This window comes from Pimelobacter sp. 30-1, from assembly GCF_018831735.1.
Taxonomy (GTDB): Bacteria; Actinomycetota; Actinomycetes; order Propionibacteriales; family Nocardioidaceae; genus Nocardioides.
In genome coordinates this window covers 147,283-165,636 of the sequence record NZ_NHTS01000006.1, presented here as the reverse complement: position 1 = coordinate 165,636, position 18,354 = coordinate 147,283, and the positions used below count along the sequence as shown (strand labels likewise).

The 18,354-nt window shown below is 73.1% G+C and carries 15 protein-coding genes and 1 pseudogene; 9 read left to right on the top strand and 7 right to left on the bottom strand.

Going from position 1 to position 18,354, the window contains the following annotated elements:
- The first annotated feature begins 137 nt into the window (after positions 1-137).
- On the top strand, positions 138-1,610 hold the full coding sequence (gene rpsA / locus CCO04_RS15720; RefSeq protein WP_215815083.1) for a 30S ribosomal protein S1: 1,473 nt from the start codon (positions 138-140) through the stop codon (positions 1,608-1,610).
- A gap of 326 nt (positions 1,611-1,936) precedes the next feature.
- Here the strand turns inward: rpsA and CCO04_RS15715 are convergent, their stop codons facing one another.
- Positions 1,937-2,260, bottom strand: coding sequence for a hypothetical protein (locus tag CCO04_RS15715; protein ID WP_215815082.1), 324 nt, complete (start codon positions 2,258-2,260; stop codon positions 1,937-1,939).
- Between the two features lie 94 nt (positions 2,261-2,354).
- On the opposite strand from CCO04_RS15715, the gene CCO04_RS15710 reads away from it, so the two are divergent.
- The 4 genes from CCO04_RS15710 to CCO04_RS15695 all read left to right on the top strand — a co-directional run bounded on the left by CCO04_RS15710 (position 2,355) and on the right by CCO04_RS15695 (position 7,108).
- Positions 2,355-3,299 carry a helix-turn-helix domain-containing protein gene (locus tag CCO04_RS15710; RefSeq protein ID WP_308281258.1) on the top strand — a complete coding sequence of 315 codons (945 nt, stop codon included), beginning with the start codon at positions 2,355-2,357 and terminating at the stop codon, positions 3,297-3,299.
- A gap of 130 nt (positions 3,300-3,429) precedes the next feature.
- Positions 3,430-4,749 carry an NAD(P)/FAD-dependent oxidoreductase gene (locus tag CCO04_RS15705; protein WP_215815081.1) on the top strand — a complete coding sequence of 440 codons (1,320 nt, stop codon included), beginning with the start codon at positions 3,430-3,432 and terminating at the stop codon, positions 4,747-4,749.
- Positions 4,746-5,684 carry an agmatinase gene (speB, locus tag CCO04_RS15700; protein ID WP_215815080.1) on the top strand — a complete coding sequence of 313 codons (939 nt, stop codon included), beginning with the start codon at positions 4,746-4,748 and terminating at the stop codon, positions 5,682-5,684. The genes CCO04_RS15705 and speB overlap by 4 nt, the downstream gene beginning before the upstream one ends.
- Positions 5,684-7,108: an aminobutyraldehyde dehydrogenase gene (locus CCO04_RS15695; RefSeq protein ID WP_215815079.1), complete on the top strand. Its 1,425-nt coding sequence runs from the start codon at positions 5,684-5,686 to the stop codon at positions 7,106-7,108. The genes speB and CCO04_RS15695 overlap by 1 nt, the downstream gene beginning before the upstream one ends.
- 32 nt (positions 7,109-7,140) lie before the next feature.
- On the opposite strand, the gene CCO04_RS15690 is transcribed toward CCO04_RS15695, so the two are convergent.
- Positions 7,141-7,755: a hypothetical protein gene (locus CCO04_RS15690; RefSeq protein WP_215815078.1), complete on the bottom strand. Its 615-nt coding sequence runs from the start codon at positions 7,753-7,755 to the stop codon at positions 7,141-7,143.
- Positions 7,752-8,948 (bottom strand): phosphoglycerate dehydrogenase, encoded by a 1,197-nt coding sequence (gene serA, locus CCO04_RS15685; protein ID WP_215815077.1) that lies wholly within the window; start codon positions 8,946-8,948, stop codon positions 7,752-7,754. Before serA ends, CCO04_RS15690 begins: the two co-directional genes overlap by 4 nt.
- A gap of 449 nt (positions 8,949-9,397) precedes the next feature.
- On the opposite strand from serA, the pseudogene CCO04_RS30090 reads away from it, so the two are divergent.
- Both CCO04_RS30090 and CCO04_RS15675 read left to right on the top strand, forming a co-directional pair.
- A pseudogene (locus CCO04_RS30090) lies at positions 9,398-9,487 on the top strand (sigma factor); the annotation flags it as partial.
- 153 nt (positions 9,488-9,640) lie between these two features.
- Positions 9,641-10,030: a VOC family protein gene (locus tag CCO04_RS15675; RefSeq protein ID WP_215815624.1), complete on the top strand. Its 390-nt coding sequence runs from the start codon at positions 9,641-9,643 to the stop codon at positions 10,028-10,030.
- Positions 10,031-10,098: 68 nt separating this feature from the next.
- On the opposite strand, the gene CCO04_RS15670 is transcribed toward CCO04_RS15675, so the two are convergent.
- Genes CCO04_RS15670 through gabT form a run of 3 tightly spaced genes read right to left on the bottom strand, consistent with a single transcriptional unit; the run spans position 10,099 to position 14,126 of the window.
- On the bottom strand, positions 10,099-11,484 hold the full coding sequence (locus tag CCO04_RS15670; protein WP_215815076.1) for an NAD-dependent succinate-semialdehyde dehydrogenase: 1,386 nt from the start codon (positions 11,482-11,484) through the stop codon (positions 10,099-10,101).
- A gap of 24 nt (positions 11,485-11,508) precedes the next feature.
- Complete coding sequence (locus CCO04_RS15665; protein WP_215815075.1) at positions 11,509-12,783, bottom strand: Glu/Leu/Phe/Val dehydrogenase; 1,275 nt, start codon at positions 12,781-12,783, stop codon at positions 11,509-11,511.
- Complete coding sequence (gene gabT / locus CCO04_RS15660) at positions 12,783-14,126, bottom strand: 4-aminobutyrate--2-oxoglutarate transaminase (RefSeq protein WP_215815074.1); 1,344 nt, start codon at positions 14,124-14,126, stop codon at positions 12,783-12,785. Before gabT ends, CCO04_RS15665 begins: the two co-directional genes overlap by 1 nt.
- 149 nt (positions 14,127-14,275) lie before the next feature.
- Here gabT and CCO04_RS15655 point away from each other — a divergent pair, with 149 nt between their 5' ends.
- On the top strand, positions 14,276-15,757 hold the full coding sequence (locus tag CCO04_RS15655) for a PucR family transcriptional regulator (protein WP_215815073.1): 1,482 nt from the start codon (positions 14,276-14,278) through the stop codon (positions 15,755-15,757).
- A 37-nt stretch (positions 15,758-15,794) separates the two neighbouring features.
- The gene (locus CCO04_RS15650; RefSeq protein WP_215815072.1) at positions 15,795-17,159 is read left to right on the top strand and encodes a GDSL-type esterase/lipase family protein; all 1,365 of its coding nucleotides are present in this window, start codon (positions 15,795-15,797) and stop codon (positions 17,157-17,159) included.
- Here CCO04_RS15650 and CCO04_RS15645 read toward each other — a convergent pair.
- The gene (locus CCO04_RS15645) at positions 17,119-18,354 is read right to left on the bottom strand and encodes a class I adenylate-forming enzyme family protein (RefSeq protein WP_308281257.1); all 1,236 of its coding nucleotides are present in this window, start codon (positions 18,352-18,354) and stop codon (positions 17,119-17,121) included. The genes CCO04_RS15650 and CCO04_RS15645 overlap by 41 nt on opposite strands.

Genomic DNA, 18,354 nt, shown 5'->3' with positions numbered 1-18,354 from the left:
TCTATCGCTCGCGAGTTGGACTCCGGCACCGCCTCGCGCGTACCCTGGAGTGTCTGTGCCTTCTTGATCCCTCCGGGATCGTTCGGCGCGGGACTCCATTCCGACTACTTCTGCCCACCCAAGGACCTATCCTCCACATGACGAGCACCCTCTCGACCCCGCTGTCCGGTCAGTACGATGACAACGCGCCCCAGGTGGCGATCAACGACATCGGCTCCGAGGCGGACTTCCTGGCCGCCATCGACCAGACCATCAAGTACTTCAACGACGGCGACATCGTCGACGGCACCATCGTGAAGGTCGACCGTGACGAGGTCCTCCTCGACATCGGTTACAAGACCGAGGGCGTCATCCCCTCGCGCGAGCTGTCGATCAAGCACGACGTCGACCCGTCCGAGGTCGTCCAGGTGGGCGACAAGGTCGAGGCTCTCGTCCTCCAGAAGGAGGACAAGGAGGGTCGCCTGATCCTGTCCAAGAAGCGCGCCCAGTACGAGCGCGCCTGGGGCACGATCGAGGAGATCAAGGAGGCCGACGGCGTCGTCGAGGGCACCGTCATCGAGGTCGTCAAGGGCGGCCTCATCATCGACATCGGCCTGCGCGGCTTCCTGCCCGCCTCGCTGGTCGAGATGCGCCGGGTCCGCGACCTGCAGCCCTATGTGGGTCAGACCCTCGAGGCCAAGATCATCGAGCTCGACAAGAACCGCAACAACGTGGTCCTGTCGCGCCGTGCCTGGCTCGAGCAGACCCAGTCCGAGGTCCGCCACGGCTTCCTCACCCAGCTCCAGAAGGGCCAGATCCGCAAGGGCGTCGTGTCCTCGATCGTCAACTTCGGTGCGTTCGTGGACCTCGGCGGCGTCGACGGTCTCGTCCACGTCTCGGAGCTGTCCTGGAAGCACATCGACCACCCGTCCGAGGTCGTCACCGTGGGCGACGAGGTCACCGTCGAGGTCCTCGACGTCGACATGGACCGCGAGCGCGTCTCCCTGTCGCTCAAGGCGACCCAGGAGGACCCGTGGCAGCACTTCGCCCGGACCCACCAGATCGGTCAGATCGTCCCGGGCAAGGTCACCAAGCTCGTCCCCTTCGGCTCGTTCGTGCGGGTCGAGGAGGGCATCGAGGGCCTGGTCCACATCTCCGAGCTGGCCGAGCGCCACGTCGAGATCCCCGAGCAGGTCGTCCAGGTCAACGACGACGTCATGGTCAAGATCATCGACATCGACCTCGAGCGTCGCCGGATCTCCCTCTCGCTCAAGCAGGCCAACGAGACCACCGCCGCCGCGGACGTCGAGGAGTTCGACCCGACGCTCTACGGCATGGAGGCCACCTACGACGAGCAGGGCAACTACATCTACCCCGAGGGCTTCGACCCCGAGACGGGTGAGTGGCTCGAGGGCTTCGACGAGCAGCGCGCGAAGTGGGAGGAGCAGTACGCCAAGGCGCACGCTCGCTGGGAGGCCCACGTCAAGCAGCAGGCCGAGGCCAAGCAGGCCGAGATCGAGGCCGGCGAGTCCAGCTCCTACTCCTCCGCTCCGGCCGAGGACAACGGCGGCTCGCTCGCTTCGGACGAGGCGCTCCAGGCGCTCCGCGAGAAGCTGACCGGCGGCAACTGATCCGTCGCCCCGTAGCACCACGAAGGCCCCGACCGACAGGTCGGGGCCTTCGGGCTTTTCGGGGCGGTCAGCAGTTCAGCTGTGACGGGGTGCGCTGCGCCCCGGCGGGCGGCTGATGTGGCGCCGGACGGGACCGGCGAGCGGCCGGAGATCGGGAGCTCGCGCCATGACGGCCGCCGGATCCTCCTGGCCTACGAGCCCGGACGGTGCTCAGGCAAAAACGATGCGGGCGGGTGGTGCCTGGCGCACCACCCGCCCGCTCCTGCGGCCGAGCCCGAAAACCCGTCCGGTACGCCGTCCTCCGGGGGAGCGGCGTACCGAGGGCGCTACTTCGTGGCCGGGCGCGAGGTGACCGGCGCGGTCATGGCCGGGGCGTGGCGCACCCGGCTCCGGGAGCCGCGCCGGGCGGTGTCGCCGCGGCGGGTGCGGGTGGTGGCCGTGCGCTCGGAAGCGTCGGAGGCGTCGGAGGCGTCGGAGGTGTCGCGGGCGACGAGCGTGCGGACGTCGGGCTTGCGCTCGCGGTGAGCCGGGCGCCGGTCGCCGTGCAGGTCGCGGCCGGTGCTGAGGTCGTCGCGGCGGACCCAGGTGAGCAGGGCCAGGACGATCATGGCGAGCAGGAGCAGGGACAGGAGGTTGTAGGCCAGGTTCATGGCAGTAATCCTCCTCTGGTAGGGATTACTGCCACCAGTGGCAGCATTGCCGCATTGCGTTGATTTCCTGCCAGTGCGGTGCGATGGTGGTCCGGTGAGCCTGACCAACGTCGCCGTCCTCGCCTTCGACGGGGTCGCGCCCTTCGAGCTCGGCATCCTCTGCGAGGCCTTCGGCATCGACCGCACCGGCGACGGGGTCCCGCCGATCGACTTCGCGGTGTGCGCCGAGGACGACCGGCCGATGTCCACCTCGGCCGGCTTCACGATGCAGGCCGCGCACGGGCTCGACCGGCTCGCGACGGCCGATCTCGTGGGGGTCCCGGCGATGAAGCAGGCCGAGCCGAGCGATGCGGTGATCGAGGCGATCCGGGCCGCGCACGACCGCGGCGCCCGGATCCTGTCGGTGTGCAGCGGGGCGTTCATGCTCGGCCAGGCGGGGCTGCTCGACGGGCGCGAGTGCACGACCCACTGGATGTACACCGAGCGGCTCCAGCGCGAGTTCCCGGCGGCCAAGGTCGTCCCCGAGGTCCTGTACGTCGACGCCGGCCAGGTCGTCACCGGTGCGGGCAGCGCGGCGGGCCTCGACGCGGCGCTGCACATCTGGCGCCAGGAGCACGGCGCCAGCGTCGCCAACATCATCGCCCGGCGCGCCGTCGTACCGCCCTACCGCGACGGGGGGCAGGCGCAGTACATCTCCCGGGCGGTGCCCGACTGCGATGCCGACACCCTCGGCCCGCTGCTCACCTGGATCCTGGAGAACCTCGGCGAGGACCACGGCGTCGAGGCGCTGGCCAAGCGGGCGCTGATGTCGCCGCGCACCTTCGCCCGGCGCTTCCGCGACGAGACCGGGACCACGCCGCACCACTGGGTCACCCGGCAGCGGGTGGCCGCGGCCGAGGAGCTGCTGGAGCGCACCGAGCAGCCGGTGGAGTGGATCGCCGGCGAGGTCGGCTTCGGCAACGCGGCCACGCTGCGCCACCACTTCGTGCGGGTGCGCGGGGTGAGCCCGCAGAGCTACCGGCGGCAGTTCGCCTGCTGAGCCGTACCCTGGGCGCTGGAGGATCATCCAATGGCCTTCGGAGACTTTGGAGGATCTGCCCCTGCCGACCCCCGGTGACCTGGGTCACCCTGAACGGGCAACCAGTTTCTCCGGTGACGAGGAGCCACCCATGGACCATCCGCACTACGACGCCATCGTGATCGGGGCCGGATTCTCCGGCCTGACCGCGGCCCGCGAGCTCGGCGAGGCGGGCAGGAGCGTCCTCGTGCTCGAGGCGCGCGACCGGATCGGCGGCTCGACCTGGTACCGCACCGACCTGCTCGGCGGCGTGGGCCTGGAGATGGGCGGCACCTGGATCGTCCCCCAGCAGACCCACGTCTGGGGCGAGGTCGAGCGCTACGGCGTCCCGATCGAGGACTCCGTGCTCCCGGACCGGATGACCTGGTCGGCGCACGGCAAGGTGCTCGACACCCTGCTGCCCTGCAGCCCCGCCGAGTACGGCGAGCTGGAGCACGCCGTGCGCCAGCTGCTCGCCGCCGGCGACCGCCTCGACTTCACCCGGCGCCTGTCCGAGCAGGACCTCGCCGACCTCGACGTCTCCATCGAGGAGTGGGCCGACAACGCCGGCCTGACCGGTAACGCCCGCGAGCTGCTCATCTCGTGGTTCTGCGGCTGCGCCAACGCCCACGAGTCCATCGGCTCCGCGCTCGACATCATCCGGTGGTGCGCGTCGATGGACAACTCGTTGTGGGGCATGGTCCAGGCCTCGGTGCTGGGCTACACGTTCACCGAGGGCACCAAGTCGCTGGCCGACGCGATCCGCGCCGACCTCGCCGGTGAGCTCCGCCTCTCCTCGCCCGTGCGCAGCGTCGTCCAGGACGACGCCGGCGTCACCGTGACCTACGACGGGGGAGTCGCCACCGCCGATCGGGTGCTCGTCACCGTGCCGATCGGCGTCCTCAAGGACATCACCTGGGAACCGGCGCTGCCCGCCGACAAGCTCGCCGCCTCGCACGAGAACCACGCCGGCCAGGGCCAGAAGGTCTGGGCGCTGGCGACCAACGTGCCCGAGGACATCAGCGGCTACGGCTGGGGCACCGCGTTCGACTACGTCGGCGCCATGCACGAGTCGCCCCAGGGCACCGTGCTCGTCTGCTTCGCCCCCGAGCACGACCGGGTCGACGCGAGCGACCTGGCCGACGTCCAGCGCGCGGTGCGCGAGTACGCGCCCGACGCCGTGGTCGTCGACGCCGCCACCCACGACTGGGTGCACGACGAGTTCTCCTACGGCACCTGGGCGACCTTCCGGGCCGGCCAGTTCGCCAAGTTCGAGCAGGCGCTCGCCCGCCCCGAGGGCCGGGTCCACTTCACCGGCTCGCACACCGCCACCCGCTGGCGCGCGTTCATCGACGGCGCCATCGAGTCCGGCAAGCGAGGAGCCGGCGAGCTCCTCGCCCAGCAGTCCCACACCCCCGGAGGAATCGCATGACCGTCGGACCCGTCGACGCCACCCAGGTCCCGCGCTACGCCGGCGACACCACGTTCGCCCGGCTGCCCCGCCTCACCGACGTCCAGGACGCCGACACCGTCATCTGGGGCGTCCCCTTCGACGGCGGCGTCTCCTACCGGCCCGGCGCGCGGTTCGGCCCGAACCACATCCGCCAGTCCTCGCGCCTGCTGCGCCCCTACAACCCGGCCCAGGACAGCGAGCCCTTCGCGCGCGCCCAGGTCGCCGACGCCGGTGACCTCGGCGTCAACCCGTTCTCGCTCGACGAGGCGATCGCGGCCATCGAGACCGGTGCCCGCGACCTGTCCGGCACCTCGCGCACGCTGCTCACCATCGGCGGCGACCACACGATCGCGCTGCCGCTGCTGCGCGTGCAGCACGAGCGGCACGGGCCCATCGCCGTCCTGCACTTCGACGCCCACCTCGACACCTGGGACACCTACTTCGGCGCGCCCTACACCCACGGGACGCCGTTCCGCCGGGCCTCGGAGGAGGGGCTGATCGACTTCTCCCACGCGATGCACATGGGCATCCGCGGGCCGCTCTACAGCAAGCTCGACCTCGACGAGTCCGAGGAGCTGGGCTTCTCCGCGGTCCACGCGCGCGACTTCGTCCGCTCGCCCATCGACGACATCATCAACCGGATGCGCGATCGCCTCGGCGACCGCCCGGTCTACGTCTCGCTCGACATCGACGTGCTCGACCCGGCGTTCGCCCCCGGCACCGGTACGCCGGAGGCCGGCGGCCTCTCCAGCGCCCAGCTGCTCGAGGTGCTCCGCGGCCTCGACGGGCTCAACGTCGTCGGCGCCGACATCGTCGAGGTCTCCCCGGCCTACGACCACGCCGAGATCACCGGCATCGCCGCGGCCCACGTGGCCTACGAGATGCTCTCCGTGCTGCCGGGCAAGCCCGCCTGATGCGCACGATCCACAACGTCATCGACGGCCAGGTCGTCCCCGCCGCCTCCGGCGCGACCACCGAGCTCGTCGACCCCGCCACCGGCAAGGTGTTCGCGCTGGCCGCGCTCAGCGCCCAGGCCGACGTCGACGCCGCCTGCACGGCCGCCGCCCGGGCCTTCCCGGCCTGGCGCCGGACCACGCCGCGCGAGCGCCAGCGCCTGCTGCTCGACCTCGCCGCCGCCCTCGAGGCGCGCGCCGACGACCTGCTCGCCGCCGAGGTCGAGAACACCGGCAAGCCGGTCGCGCTGTGCCGCACCGAGGAGATCGAGACCGGCATCGACCACCTGCGCTACTTCGCCGGCCTCGCCCGCTCGCTCGAGGGCTCCGGCGCGGCCGAGTTCGTCGAGGGGCACACGTCGTACGTGCGCCGGGAGCCGGTGGGCGTCGTCGGCCAGGTCGCGCCCTGGAACTACCCGTTCCTGATGGCGATCTGGAAGATCGCGCCCGCGCTCGCCGCCGGCAACACCGTCGTCCTCAAGCCCTCGGACACCACGCCCGTGACCGCCGCCCTGGTCGGCCAGATCGCCGCGTCGGTGCTGCCGGCCGGCGTCCTCAACGTCGTCTGCGGCGACCGGACCACCGGCGCTCTCGTGGTCGACCACCCGGCCGTCGCGATGGTGTCGATCACCGGGTCCACCGGCGCGGGCAAGGCCGTCGCTGCCGCGGCGGCCGCCGACGTCAAGCGCGTCCACCTCGAGCTGGGCGGCAAGGCCCCGGCCGTCGTCCTGGCCGACGCCGACCTCGACGCCGCCGTCGAGGGCATCGTGGGCGGCGCCTTCTTCAACGCCGGCCAGGACTGCACCGCCGTCACCCGCATCCTCGTCCACGCGTCGATCGCCGACGAGCTGACCGAGCGCCTCACCGCCGCCGTCGGCGCCCTGCGCGTCGGCCCTCCGGCCGACGAGAGCGCCGACCTCGGCCCGCTCAACAACGCCGACCAGCTCGCCCGGGTCAGCGCCATGGTCGCCGCCGTGCCGTCGTACGGGCGGGTGCTCACGGGCGGCCACCGGGTCGGGACCGACGGCTTCTTCTACGCCCCGACCCTCGTCGCCGGGCTGGGCCAGGACGACGACCTCGTCCAGCACGAGGTCTTCGGCCCCGTCGTCACCCTCCAGACGTTCACCACCGAGGACGAGGCCCTGGCGCTCGCCAACGGCGTCGACTTCGCCCTCGCCTCCAGCGTCTGGACCCGCGACCACGGGACTGCGCTGCGGTTCACCGCCGAGCTCGACTTCGGGTGCGTGTGGGTCAACACCCACATGATCCTGACCGCGGAGATGCCGCACGGCGGGTTCAAGCAGAGCGGCTACGGCAAGGACCTGTCGCACTACGGGTTCGAGGACTACACCCGCGTCAAGCACGTGATGCACGCGCACGGCTGACCCGCGCACCGTGCACACCGCTCCGGTGCGGGCTAGCGCTGAAGCGTCCAGCCCGCGCCGGAGCAGCTCAGCTCGAGCGTCTCGCCGCGGTTGACCGTGACGATCGCCGGCCCGTCGCCGAAGTGGTTGGCGATGATGTCGCCGCCCGCACCGCGGGTGCGCTCCCAGTAGCAGTCCGGCCCGCCCTTGGTCTTGTAGGTGCCGGCCTTGATGTCGACGCCGACCTCGTAGACCCCGTCGCGCAGCGTGCCGCGCTCGATGGTGTTCTCGGTCCGGGTGACGGCGCGCTCGCGCTTCTCGACGTTCTGCTCCAGCGCGGTGACCTCGGCCAGCCGCTCGTCGAGCTCGGCCTCGAAGTCGTCGAGCTCGCGCTTGCGCTCGGAGACCTCCGCGATCGGGCCGCGGACGGCGTCGAGCTCGATGCCGAGCTGCTTGTTCTCCGCGGCGAGGGTGCGGTACTCCGGGGACTGCTCGGGGTCGGCCGCGGGGGACGCGGCGACGCCGATGCCCGTGCCGAGACCGGCCCCCACCACCAGGCCCGCGATCGCGAGCACCCACGACCGGCGCCACCACACGGGCGGTTCGGCGTCCGGCGTGGCGTCCGGCGTGTACGGCGAGTAGCCGCCCGGCGGCGGGGTGGTGCTCACCAGGTGCGCACCCACATGCAGTACTCGGCCTTGCTCAGCGTCTCGATCGCCTCGGCCGAGAGCGGTGCGGCGGCGTCGGTGACGACGTAGCCGAGGCCGTCCTTGGTGGCCAGGTGCTGGTCGACGACGTTGTCGCCGGCCGTGGCGAAGGTGGCGTTGAGCTCGGCGAGGACGCCGGGCAGGTTGCGGTGGAGGAGGCCGATGCGGTGGCCGGCCGGCAGCTCCGGCGGCAGGACGGCGGGCAGGTTGACCGAGAGGGCGGTGCTGCCCTCGAGGGCGAAGCGGGCGAGCTTCTCGGCGACGAACCAGCCGATCTCCTCCTGCGCCTCCTGGGTGGAACCACCGATGTGGGGGGTCAGGATGACGTTGTCGAGGCCGCGCAGGACGGAGTCGAAGGCGTCGCCCTGGGCCTTGGGCTCGGCAGGGAAGACGTCGACGGCGGCACCGGCGATGTGCCCGGAGATCAGGTTGTCGCGCAGGGCCTCGTAGTCGACGACCATGCCGCGCGAGGCGTTGAGGAACAGCGCGCGGGGCTTCATCGCGGCGAACTCGGCGGCGCCGAAGAAGCCGGCGTTGCCGGGGCGTCCGTCGACGTGGAGGCTGACGACGTCGGCGACCGCGAGGAGGTCCTTGAGCGAGCGCATCCGGCGGGCGGTGCCGTGGGCCGGGCGGTCGGCGGTGTCGTAGAAGACGACGTTGAGGCCGAGGGCCTCGGCGACGGTGGAGAGCTGGGTGCCGATGTTGCCGTAGCCGACGATGCCGAGGGTGCGCCCGCGGACCTCGTGGCTGCCCTTGGCGGACTTGTCCCAGGTGCCCTCGTGCATGCGCTGGGTCTTCTCCGGCAGGCGGCGCGCGAGCGCGATGAGCTCAGCGATGACCAGCTCGACCACGCTGCGCGTGTTGGAGTACGGCGCGTTGAACACGCCGACGCCCTTCTCGGCCGCGGTCACGAGGTCGACCTGGTTGGTGCCGATGCAGAAGCAGCCGATCGCCAGCAGGCCGGGGGACTCGTCGAGCACCCGCTTCGTCACGGTCGTGTTGGACCGGATGCCGAGCAGCTGGACGCCCTCGGAGAGGGCCGCGATCAGCTCGTCCTCGGAGAGGGAGCCGGCACGCAGCTCCACGTCGTAGCCGCGAGCCTCGAGGGTCTCGACGGCGGCCGGGTGGATGTTCTCGAGCAGCAGGGCCTTCACATCGGAATCCTACCGGCGCAGCCGGGTCGGGCTCGCCGGGCCCCGCTCTGGTGGACACACCGTGGAGGGAGGTGCTCGACCGCGGCGAGGAGTCGCGCCGGGGCCGGTGAGTGCCGTCTCCGCCGCGAGTAGGTATCGGTGAGTCCGTCCACCGGCCGGGCCTTGGCCGACCACGACGCCGACGCCTTCGTCCGGCACTACGCCGAGGACGCGCCCGCCGTCCTGCCCGGCTCCTTGCGCGCCGGCCGGACCGCCGTCCGGGACGCGATGGGGGCATCCTGCGTGCGGGTGAACGCGAGGTTCCGGAGGACCGGAAGGTCGTCGCCACCTGGGTGCTCGTGCGGCGCGACGGCAGGTGGGTGATCGCGGGGCACCACGACCGCCCGGCCTGAGGAGGCGCGAGAAGGACGGCGCCGACGACCTGCGACGACGCCGGGTTCGCCGCCGCGGTGGAGCCCTTCCGCGGCGACCTGACGGCGCACTGCCAGCGGCTGCTCGGCTCGGTCCACGACGCCGAGGACGTGGTCCAGGAGACCTACCTGCGGGCCTGGCTCTACCGCATCGCCACCCAGGCCGGCCTCACCGCGCTCACGAGCAGGGGGAAGCGTCCTCTGCCCTCGGGACCCGCGCAGCTCGGTCTTCATCGAGGCCGAGGTGCTCGACGCGTTCGGGCTGCCGTCTACCGTGGCGGGATGACGACCGTGCGACAGATCCAGATCACCTTCGACTGCGCGGCACCCGGCCGCGTCGCCCGCTTCTGGTGCGAGGTGCTCGGCTACGTCCCGGGGCCCGGGACCGAGGGCGAGACCGCCTGGTCCGCCTGCGTCGACCCGACGGGCGCGGGACCGCGGTTCTACTTCCAGCGCGTCCCCGAGGGCAAGGTGGCCAAGAACCGGGTGCACGTCGACGTGCGGGCCGGGACGGGACTCGTGGGCGCCGAGCGGCTCGCCGTACTACTGGGGGAGCGGGACCGGCTGGTGGCGCTCGGCGCGACCTGCCTGCAGGTGCTCGAGGCCGACGAGGAGAACGAGTCCTGCATCGTCATGCAGGACGTCGAGGGCAACGAGTTCTGCCTGGACTGAACGCAGAACCGCCCCCCACCGAGGACGAAGGTGGGGGGCGGCTGCCTGAGCTGGGTCTCGTGACTGACTCAGCTCCAGTCGACGCTGTAGTAGCGCGTCTCCTGGTACTCGCGGATGCCCTCGTGGGCACCCTCGCGGCCGATGCCGCTCTGCTTGACCCCGCCGAACGGCGCGGAGGGGTCGGACACGATGCCGCGGTTGATGCCGACCATGCCGGCCTCGACCTGCTCGCCGAGGCGCAGGGCGTCCTGCAGCCGGCCCGCGTAGACGTACGCCGCCAGGCCGAACTCGGTGTCGTTGACCGACGCGATCATCTCGGCCTCGTCGGTCCAGGTCACGATCGGCGCGACCGGCCCGAAGATCTCCTCGGACAGGATCGGGGCGCCGAAGGGCACGTCGACCAGGATCGTCGGCGGGAAGAACCAGCCGGCCTCGGGCACCGCGCCCTGGACGGCGACCCGGGCGCCGTCGGCGACGGCGGCGTCGACCAGCTTGGTGATGCCGGTCAGGGCCTTCTCGCTGATGACCGGGCCGATCTGGTTGCTCGCGTCGGCGGACGGGCCGACCTTGAGCGCCGCGACGGCCGCGCCGAACTTCTCGACGAACTCGGCCGCGACGTCGGCGTGCACGTAGAAGCGGTTGGCCGCGGTGCAGGCCTGGCCGCCGCCGCGGAACTTGGCGATCATCGCGCCGGCCACGGCGGCGTCGATGTCGGCGTCGGCGGTGATCACGAAGGGTGCGTTGCCGCCGAGCTCCATGCTCGTGTTGAGGACCCGGTCCGCGGCCTGGCGCAGCAGGGTGCGGCCGACGCCGGTGGAGCCGGTGAAGCTGACCTTGCGGACCCGCGGGTCCTCCAGCCAGGCGGTGACGACCGACGCGGCGTCCGTCGTCGGGACGACATTGACGACGCCCTCGGGAACGCCGGCCTCGAGCAGGATCTTCGCCACCGCGAGCGCGGTCAGCGGGGTCTCCGCGGCCGGCTTGAGGACGACGGTGCACCCGGCGGCCAGCGCCGGGGCGATCTTGCGGGTCGCCATCGCGGCCGGGAAGTTCCACGGCGTGACGAGGGCGGCCACGCCGACGGGCGCGTGGGTGACCAGCGTGCGGGCGCCGCCGTTGGGCGCGTCGCTGTAGGTGCCCTCGCCGCGCACGGCCTCCTCGGAGAACCAGCGGAAGAACTCCGCGGCGTAGGTGACCTCGGCGCGCGCGTCGGCGACGGACTTGCCGTTCTCGGCGGCGATGAGGCCGGTGAGCAGGTCCGCGTCGCGGATCATCAGGTCGTAGCAGCGGCGCAGGATCTCCGCACGGGCCCGGGTCGGGGTCGCGGCCCAGGCCGGGAAGGCGGCGGCGGCCGCGTCGACGGCGCGGGTCGCGTCCTCGACGGTGCCGTCGGCGATGTTCTCGATGACCAGGCCGGTCGCCGGGTCGTGGACCTCGAAGGTGGTGTCACTCATGGTCGTCTCCAGTCGGTGGGAGGGTCACGGGTAGAGGCCGCGCAGCTGGTGCGCCTGGGCCACGCGCTCGACGGCGAGGCAGGTCGCCGCCGTGCGCAGGGGGACGTCGAGCCGGGTGGCGGCCGCGTTGACCGAGTCCCAGGCGGCGAGCATCCGCTCGGCCAGCCGGGCCTCGACCTCGGTCTCGCTCCACCAGTAGGCCTGGTTGGCCTGGACCCACTCGAAGTAGGACACGATCACGCCGCCGGCGTTGGCCAGGATGTCCGGTACGACGAGCCGCCCGGCCTCCTGCAGGATCCGGTCCGCCTCGGGCGTGGTCGGGCCGTTGGCGCCCTCGACGATCACCTGGGCGCGCACCCGGCCGGCGTTGTCGCCGCGCAGGACGCCCTCGACGGCAGCGGGGACGAGCAGGTCGACCTCGGCCTCCAGGACCGCCTCGGCGGGGACCTCCTCGCCGCCGGCGAAGCCGACGACCGAGCCGGTCGCGTCGACGTGGCGCTCCAGGCCGGGGATGTCGAGGCCGGCCTCGGCCGACACGGCGCCGTACTGGTCGGACACGACGAGGACCCGGGTGCCGGCCTCGGCGAGGAAGCGGGCGGCGTACCGGCCGACCTTGCCGAAGCCCTGGACGGACGCGGTGGCGCCGGCCGGGTCGATGCCGCGCGAGCGCAGCGCGGCGAGCGCCACGTGCACCACGCCCCGCGAGGTCGCGGTGGCCCGGCCGCGGGAGCCGCCGAGGCTGATCGGCTTGCCGGTGGTGACGCCGAGGACGGTGTGACCCTGCTGGACGGAGTAGGTGTCCGTCAGCCACGCCATCGTCTTCTCGTCGGTGCCGATGTCGGGCGCCGGGATGTCCCGCTCGGGACCGATGAGGGGGCTGATCTCGCTGGTGTAGCGGCGCGTGACCCGCTCCAGCTCGGCCTGCGAGTAGTTGCGCGGGTCGATCCGGACCCCGCCCTTGGCGCCGCCGTAGGGGACGTCGAGGAGCGCGCACTTCCAGGTCATCCACATCGCCAGCGCGCGGACCTCGTCGAGGTCGACGTCGGGGGAGTAGCGCAGGCCGCCCTTGGCCGGGCCGCGCGAGAAGTTGTGCTGGACGCGGTGGCCCACGAACAGCTCGGTCGTCCCGTCGTCGCGGCGCAGGGGGATGCTGACCGTCACCTCGCGGCGCGGGGTGGCGAGCATCTGGTGCAGGCCCTCGTCGTACCCGAGGAGGGTGGTGGCCTCGCGCAGCTGCGTGCGGGCGTCGGCCAGCGGCCCGGTCGCCGTGGGGGCGACGGGCTCGTGGAGCGCGGTCATCAGTTCTCCTGGAAGATCTCGGCGAGGAGGTCGAGGGCCTCGGCGAGCAGGTGGTCGGGCATCGACAGCGGCGGCAGGAAGCGCAGCACGTTGCCGTAGGTGCCGCAGGTCAGCACGACCATGCCCTGGGCGTTGGCGGCGGCGGCGACCTTCTTGGTCAGGTCGGCGTCGGGCTCGGTGGTGCCGGCCTTGACCAGCTCGACCGCGATCATCGCGCCGCGGCCGCGGACCTCGCCGATGCGCGGGTCGTTCTCCTGGAGCGCGGAGAGCCGCTCGGTCATCGTCTTGCCGATGGTGCGGGCGCGGTCGACCAGGCCCTCGGCCTCGATCGTCTCGATGACGGCGAGGGCGGCGGCGCAGGCGAGCGGGTTGCCGCCGTACGTGCCGCCGAGGCCGCCGGCGTGTGCGGCGTCCATCAGCTCGGCGCGGCCGGTGACCGCGGCGAGGGGGAGACCGCCGGCGATGCCCTTGGCGGTGACGATCAGGTCGGGGACGACGCCCTCGTGGTCGACCGCGAACAGCTCGCCGGTGCGGGCGAAGCCGGTCTGCACCTCGTCGGCGACGAAGACGACGCCGTTCTCGCGGCACCAGGCGACCAGCGCCGGCAGGAAGCCGTCGGCGGGGACGATGAAGCCGCCCTCGCCCTGGATGGGCTCGATCACGATGGCGGCGAGGTTGTCGGCGCCGACCTGCTTCTCGATGACGTCGATCGCCTTGCGGGCCGCCTCGGCGCCGTCGAGGCCGCCGTCGCGGAAGGGGTAGGACAGCGGGGCGCGGTAGACCTCGGAGGCGAACGGGCCGAAGCCCTTCTTGTACGGCATGTTCTTCGCCGTCATCGCCATCGTGAGGTTGGTCCGGCCGTGGTAGGCGTGGTCGAAGACGACGACCGACTGCTTGCCGGTGGCCGTGCGGGCGATCTTGACCGCGTTCTCGACGGCCTCGGCGCCGGAGTTGAACAGCGCGGAGCGCTTCTCGTGGGAGCCGGGGGTGAGCTCGTTGAGCTTCTCCGCCACGGCGACGTAGCCCTCGTACGGGGTGACCATGAAGCAGGTGTGGGTGAACTCGGCGACCTGGCGGGTGACCGCCTCGACCACGCGCGGGGCGCTGTTGCCGACGGTGGTCACGGCGATGCCGGAGCCGAGGTCGATGAGCTGGTTGCCGTCGGCGTCCACGAGGATGCCGCCGCCGGCCGCCACGACCTGCACCGGCAGGCCGACCGCGACGCCGGAGGCGACGGCCTTGGCCTTGCGCTCGGCGAGCTCGAGCGAGCGCGGGCCGGGGATGGCCGTGACGAGGCGTCGCTCCTGGGTGATGCTGGGGCCGCCGGTGGGCTGCTGGCTCATGGGGTGTCCTCCGTGGGATCCGTGGAAGCGGGGTACCCGGGATCGCCGGGTGCGTCTCTGATGACGGTAGGTCCGCGGCGCGCCGCCCGCCATGACCGTGCTGCACAATCTGGACTTCGTCGTTGTGCAAGTTGTGCGACACTGGCGGCATGGTGACGGTGGCGGACCTGGTCGCGGTCCCCGGACTCGGTCTGCGCCCGGTGCACGAGGCCGGCGGTCCGGCCCTGCGCTGGGTCGCGACGAGCGAGCTGGCCGACCCGACGCCCTTCCTCGAGGGCGGCGAGCTGCTGCTCACCACGGGCCTGGGCACCCGCGGGTGGAGCGACGAGTGGGAGCCGTACGTCGAGCGCCTGGCCGGCGCCGGCGCCGCCGCGCTCGGCATGGGCGTGGGCCTGACCCACGACCGGCTGCCCGACCGCCTCGTCGACGCCTGCCGGGCCCGCGGCCTGACCCTGCTGGAGGTCCCGGCGGCGACCACCTTCGTCGCCGTCTCCCGCGCCGCCGCGGAGCTGCTCCAGGACCAGGAGGCGACCGCGACCCGGCTCGCCCTCGACCTGCAGCGCCGGCTGACCCAGGCCGCGCTCGGTCTCGACCTGCGCCCCCTCCTGGAGCGCCTGGCCCAGCTGCTCGACGGCTCCGTCGCGCTCGTGCACCGCGACGGCGAGCCCGAGGAGGGTCCCTTCGGTGCCCACCCGGACCGGCTCGACCTGGCCCTGGTCCGTACCGAGGTGGCCGGCATCCGCGGCCAGGGCCTGGGCGCGGTCTCCAGCACCGTGTCCACCACCGCCCACGGCCCGGTCGCCACGGTGGTCCGCCCGATCGGCCTGGCCGGACGCCCCGAGCACTACCTCGCGGTCGCCGCCCCGAGCAGCCTCGGCGACCCGCTCCGGGCCGCGATCAGCACGGCCGCCGTCCTGCTCAGCCTCGCCGTCGAGCGCCGCGCCGAGCGCCGGGCCGCCGAGCGGCGGCTCCGGGGCCGCGCACTCGAGCTCCTGGTCGCCGGCGACCGCCGCTCGGCCGACGTACTGCTGGCGGTGGCGGAGGGCGCGCCCCCGGTGCCCGAGCGCCTGCGCGTGCTGCGCGTGGCCGCCCCCGACGAGGTCCGCGACGACGTCCTCGAACGGCTCGAGGACGACGGCCTGCTCGCCGGCCGCGTCGCCGGCGAGCTCACCGCGGCCCTCCCGCCCGGTCAGGTCGCCGCCGTCGTCACCATCCTCACCCAGCACGCCGACGCAGGCCTGCGCGCCGGCATCGGCCGCCTGGTCCCCGCCGCCGACGCCGGCCGCAGCGCCGAGACCGCCGGCCACGCCCTCGACCGCACCACGACCGCCACCCCCGTCCGCCGCTGGGAGGACGTCGCCGACGCCGGCCCCCTCGCCCTCATCCCACCCGCCCTCGGCCACGAGTACGCGGCCTCCCTCCTCGCCCCCCTCGACGCCGACCTCCGCACGACCCTCGCGGCCTTCCTCCGCCACCACGGCTCCCGCGGCGCCGTCGCCGACGACCTCGGCATCCACCGCAACACCGTCCGCAACCGCCTCGCCGAGGTCGAGCGCCTGCTCGGGGTCGACCTGGACGACCCGGCGGCGCGGGTGAGCACGTGGTTGGCGCTCGAATTGATCAACCCGTAGCCCCGATCTGCCCTAGGCTCGCCGCCGGAGGGACGGCATGCACCGATGGGCGCGTGCGGTGCTCGGGGCTGCGCTGGTGGTGGCGTCGCTGGCGATGATGCCGGCGACGGCTTCCGGCGCGCCCTCCGGCGACCCGGTACGCATCATGCTGCTGGGCGACTCGGTGACCCAAGGCTCGTCGGGGGACTGGACGTGGCGCTACCGCCTCTGGCGGCGGCTCGTCACCGCCGGCGTCTCGGCCGACCTGGTCGGCCCGCGCGCCGACCTCTGGGACGCACGCACGGACGGTCCCGGTGCGATCTCGTACGCCGACCCTGCCTTCGACCGCGACCACGCCGCACAGTGGGGGATGTTCGCGGCCCTGCCGGACACAGCGGTGACGTCGCTCGTGTCGACCCACCAGCCGGACGTGCTGGTCGTGATGCTCGGCATCAACGACCTGATCTGGACCACCGAGACTCCGGCGCAGGTCGCGGCCAGCGTCGGCCGTCTCGTCGCCGCGGCCCGCTCGGTGCGACCGGACATCGACGTCGTCGTGAGCGAGGTGACCCAGCACTGGTTCCCGGAGGCGCCCGAGCTCAACGCGGAGCTCGCCGGCCTCGTGTCCTCCCTGACCACCGAGCTGTCGCACGTCGTCCTCGCCGCGACGGCCGCGGGCTACGACCTCGTCCGTGACACCTACGACACCTCGCACCCCAACGCGCGCGGCGAGGTCCGGATCGCGACCGCGGTCGCCGACGCGCTCCACCGCCTCGGGATCGGCCCGGCGGCGCTCCTGCCGGACACGATGCCCGAGGTCGGGCCCCGGACGCCGGCGACGTTGACGGTCGACACGACCGGCGCCCTGTCCTGGACGGCCGGTCCGGGAGCCACGGGTCAGCTGCTCTGGCGCCGCGACGTGACTGCGCGCGAGGCATGGAACCGGCTGCCCGACCTGCTCCCCGCGGACGGACGGCTCGTCCCGGTCGGGCTCCTCCGGCACCACCGCTACGAGTTCCGGCTGCAGCCGGTGCGCGGCGACGACCTGCCCGAGGGCGAGGTCCGCTCGGGGGTGGCCAGCCTGCAACCGGGAGGTCCGCCTCCGGTCGTGGTTCCTCCGGTCGTGGTTCCTCCGGTCGTGGTTCCGTCCGCACCGACCCGGCTGCGGGTGGCCGGCGCCGGTCGTCGCTGTGTGCGCCTGGCCTGGGCGCCGGTCGCCGGGGCGACGTCCTACGCCGTGCAGCGGCGGACGGGGGTCGGCTGGACGGCTCCGGTCCGGACCACCCTTCCCCGCTGGCGGGGCACCCGCCTGCCGCTCGCCCCGCGCTGGCGGTTCCGGGTGCGTGCTGAGCGCCACGGCACCCCGGGCGCACCGACGGCGATCACCGTGGCCCGAGCTCGCTCCGCCGCACCTTGCCGGTGAGCGTCCGCGGCAGCTCGCCCACGAACACGTAGTCCTTGGGCCGCTTCGGCGGCGCCAGGTGCCCCCGCGCGTACGCCGCCAGGTCGGCCGCGCTGACCGAGCCGACCACCGCCGCGCACACCCGCTGCCCCCACGCGGGGTCCGCGACGCCGTACACGGCGATGTCGGTGACACCCGGGCAGGTCCCCAGGACCTGCTCGACCTCGGTCGGGTAGACGTTGACGCCGCCGCTGATGATGAGGTCCTCGCGGCGCCCGTCGAGGTAGAGGTAGCCGTCGGCGTCGATCCGCCCGAGGTCCCCGACCGAGAACGCCGGTCCCTCGGGCGTCTCGCGCCAGGCGGCCGCGGTCTTGTCCGGCGCGCCGAAGTAGCTGAACCGGGCGAACGACGGCACCGTGCACCAGATCGTCCCGTCGGGATCGGTGCTCAGCGTCCGGCCGGGGCGGGCCCGGCCGACGGTGCCGGGGCGGGCGAGCCACTCCTCGCTGCGGCAGGCGGTGAACTGGCCCTCGGTCGAGCCGTAGAACTCCCACGTCGAGCCGTCCGGGAACGCCTCGACCAGGCGGTGCTTGAGGTCGGTCGGACAGGGCGCACCCGCGTGCGCGACGAGCCGGAACGACGACAGGTCGGGCATCCCGTGCTCGTCCCAGTGCGCGAAGAGCCGCTGCAGGTGGGTCGGGACGCAGAACACCGTGGTCGGCCGCTCGGCCTCGATCGCCGCGGTGACCGCGGCCGGGTCGAACGGTCCGGGGATGACGATCCGGCCGCCCGCGAGGATCGTGCCCATCGCGAACCGCAGCGGCGCGGAGTGGTACAGCGGGCTCAGCACGAGGTTGACGTCGTCGGGGGAGAAGCCCCACAGGTCGCGCTCCTCGGCGACCAGCGCCGCGGCGTCGGCAGGCGCCAGAAGACCTGAGAACACCCCCTTCGGTACGCCGGTCGTCCCGCTCGTGCAGTGCATCGGCCGCCCCCGGGGCAGCCCGGCGGGCGGCAGCGTCGCGACGAGCGCCCGCAGCTCGTCGTCGGTGCGCACGACCGCGGTCGGGTCGAGCCCGGCCAGGATCCGCTCCTGCTCGGTCGCGGTCAGCCGCGGGTCGAGGGGGATCGGGAAGACGCCGGCGGTGAGCATGCGCAGCACCGCGTCGACGTAGGCGTGCGAGCCGGGCAGCAGCAGGGCGACCCGGTCGTTCTCCAC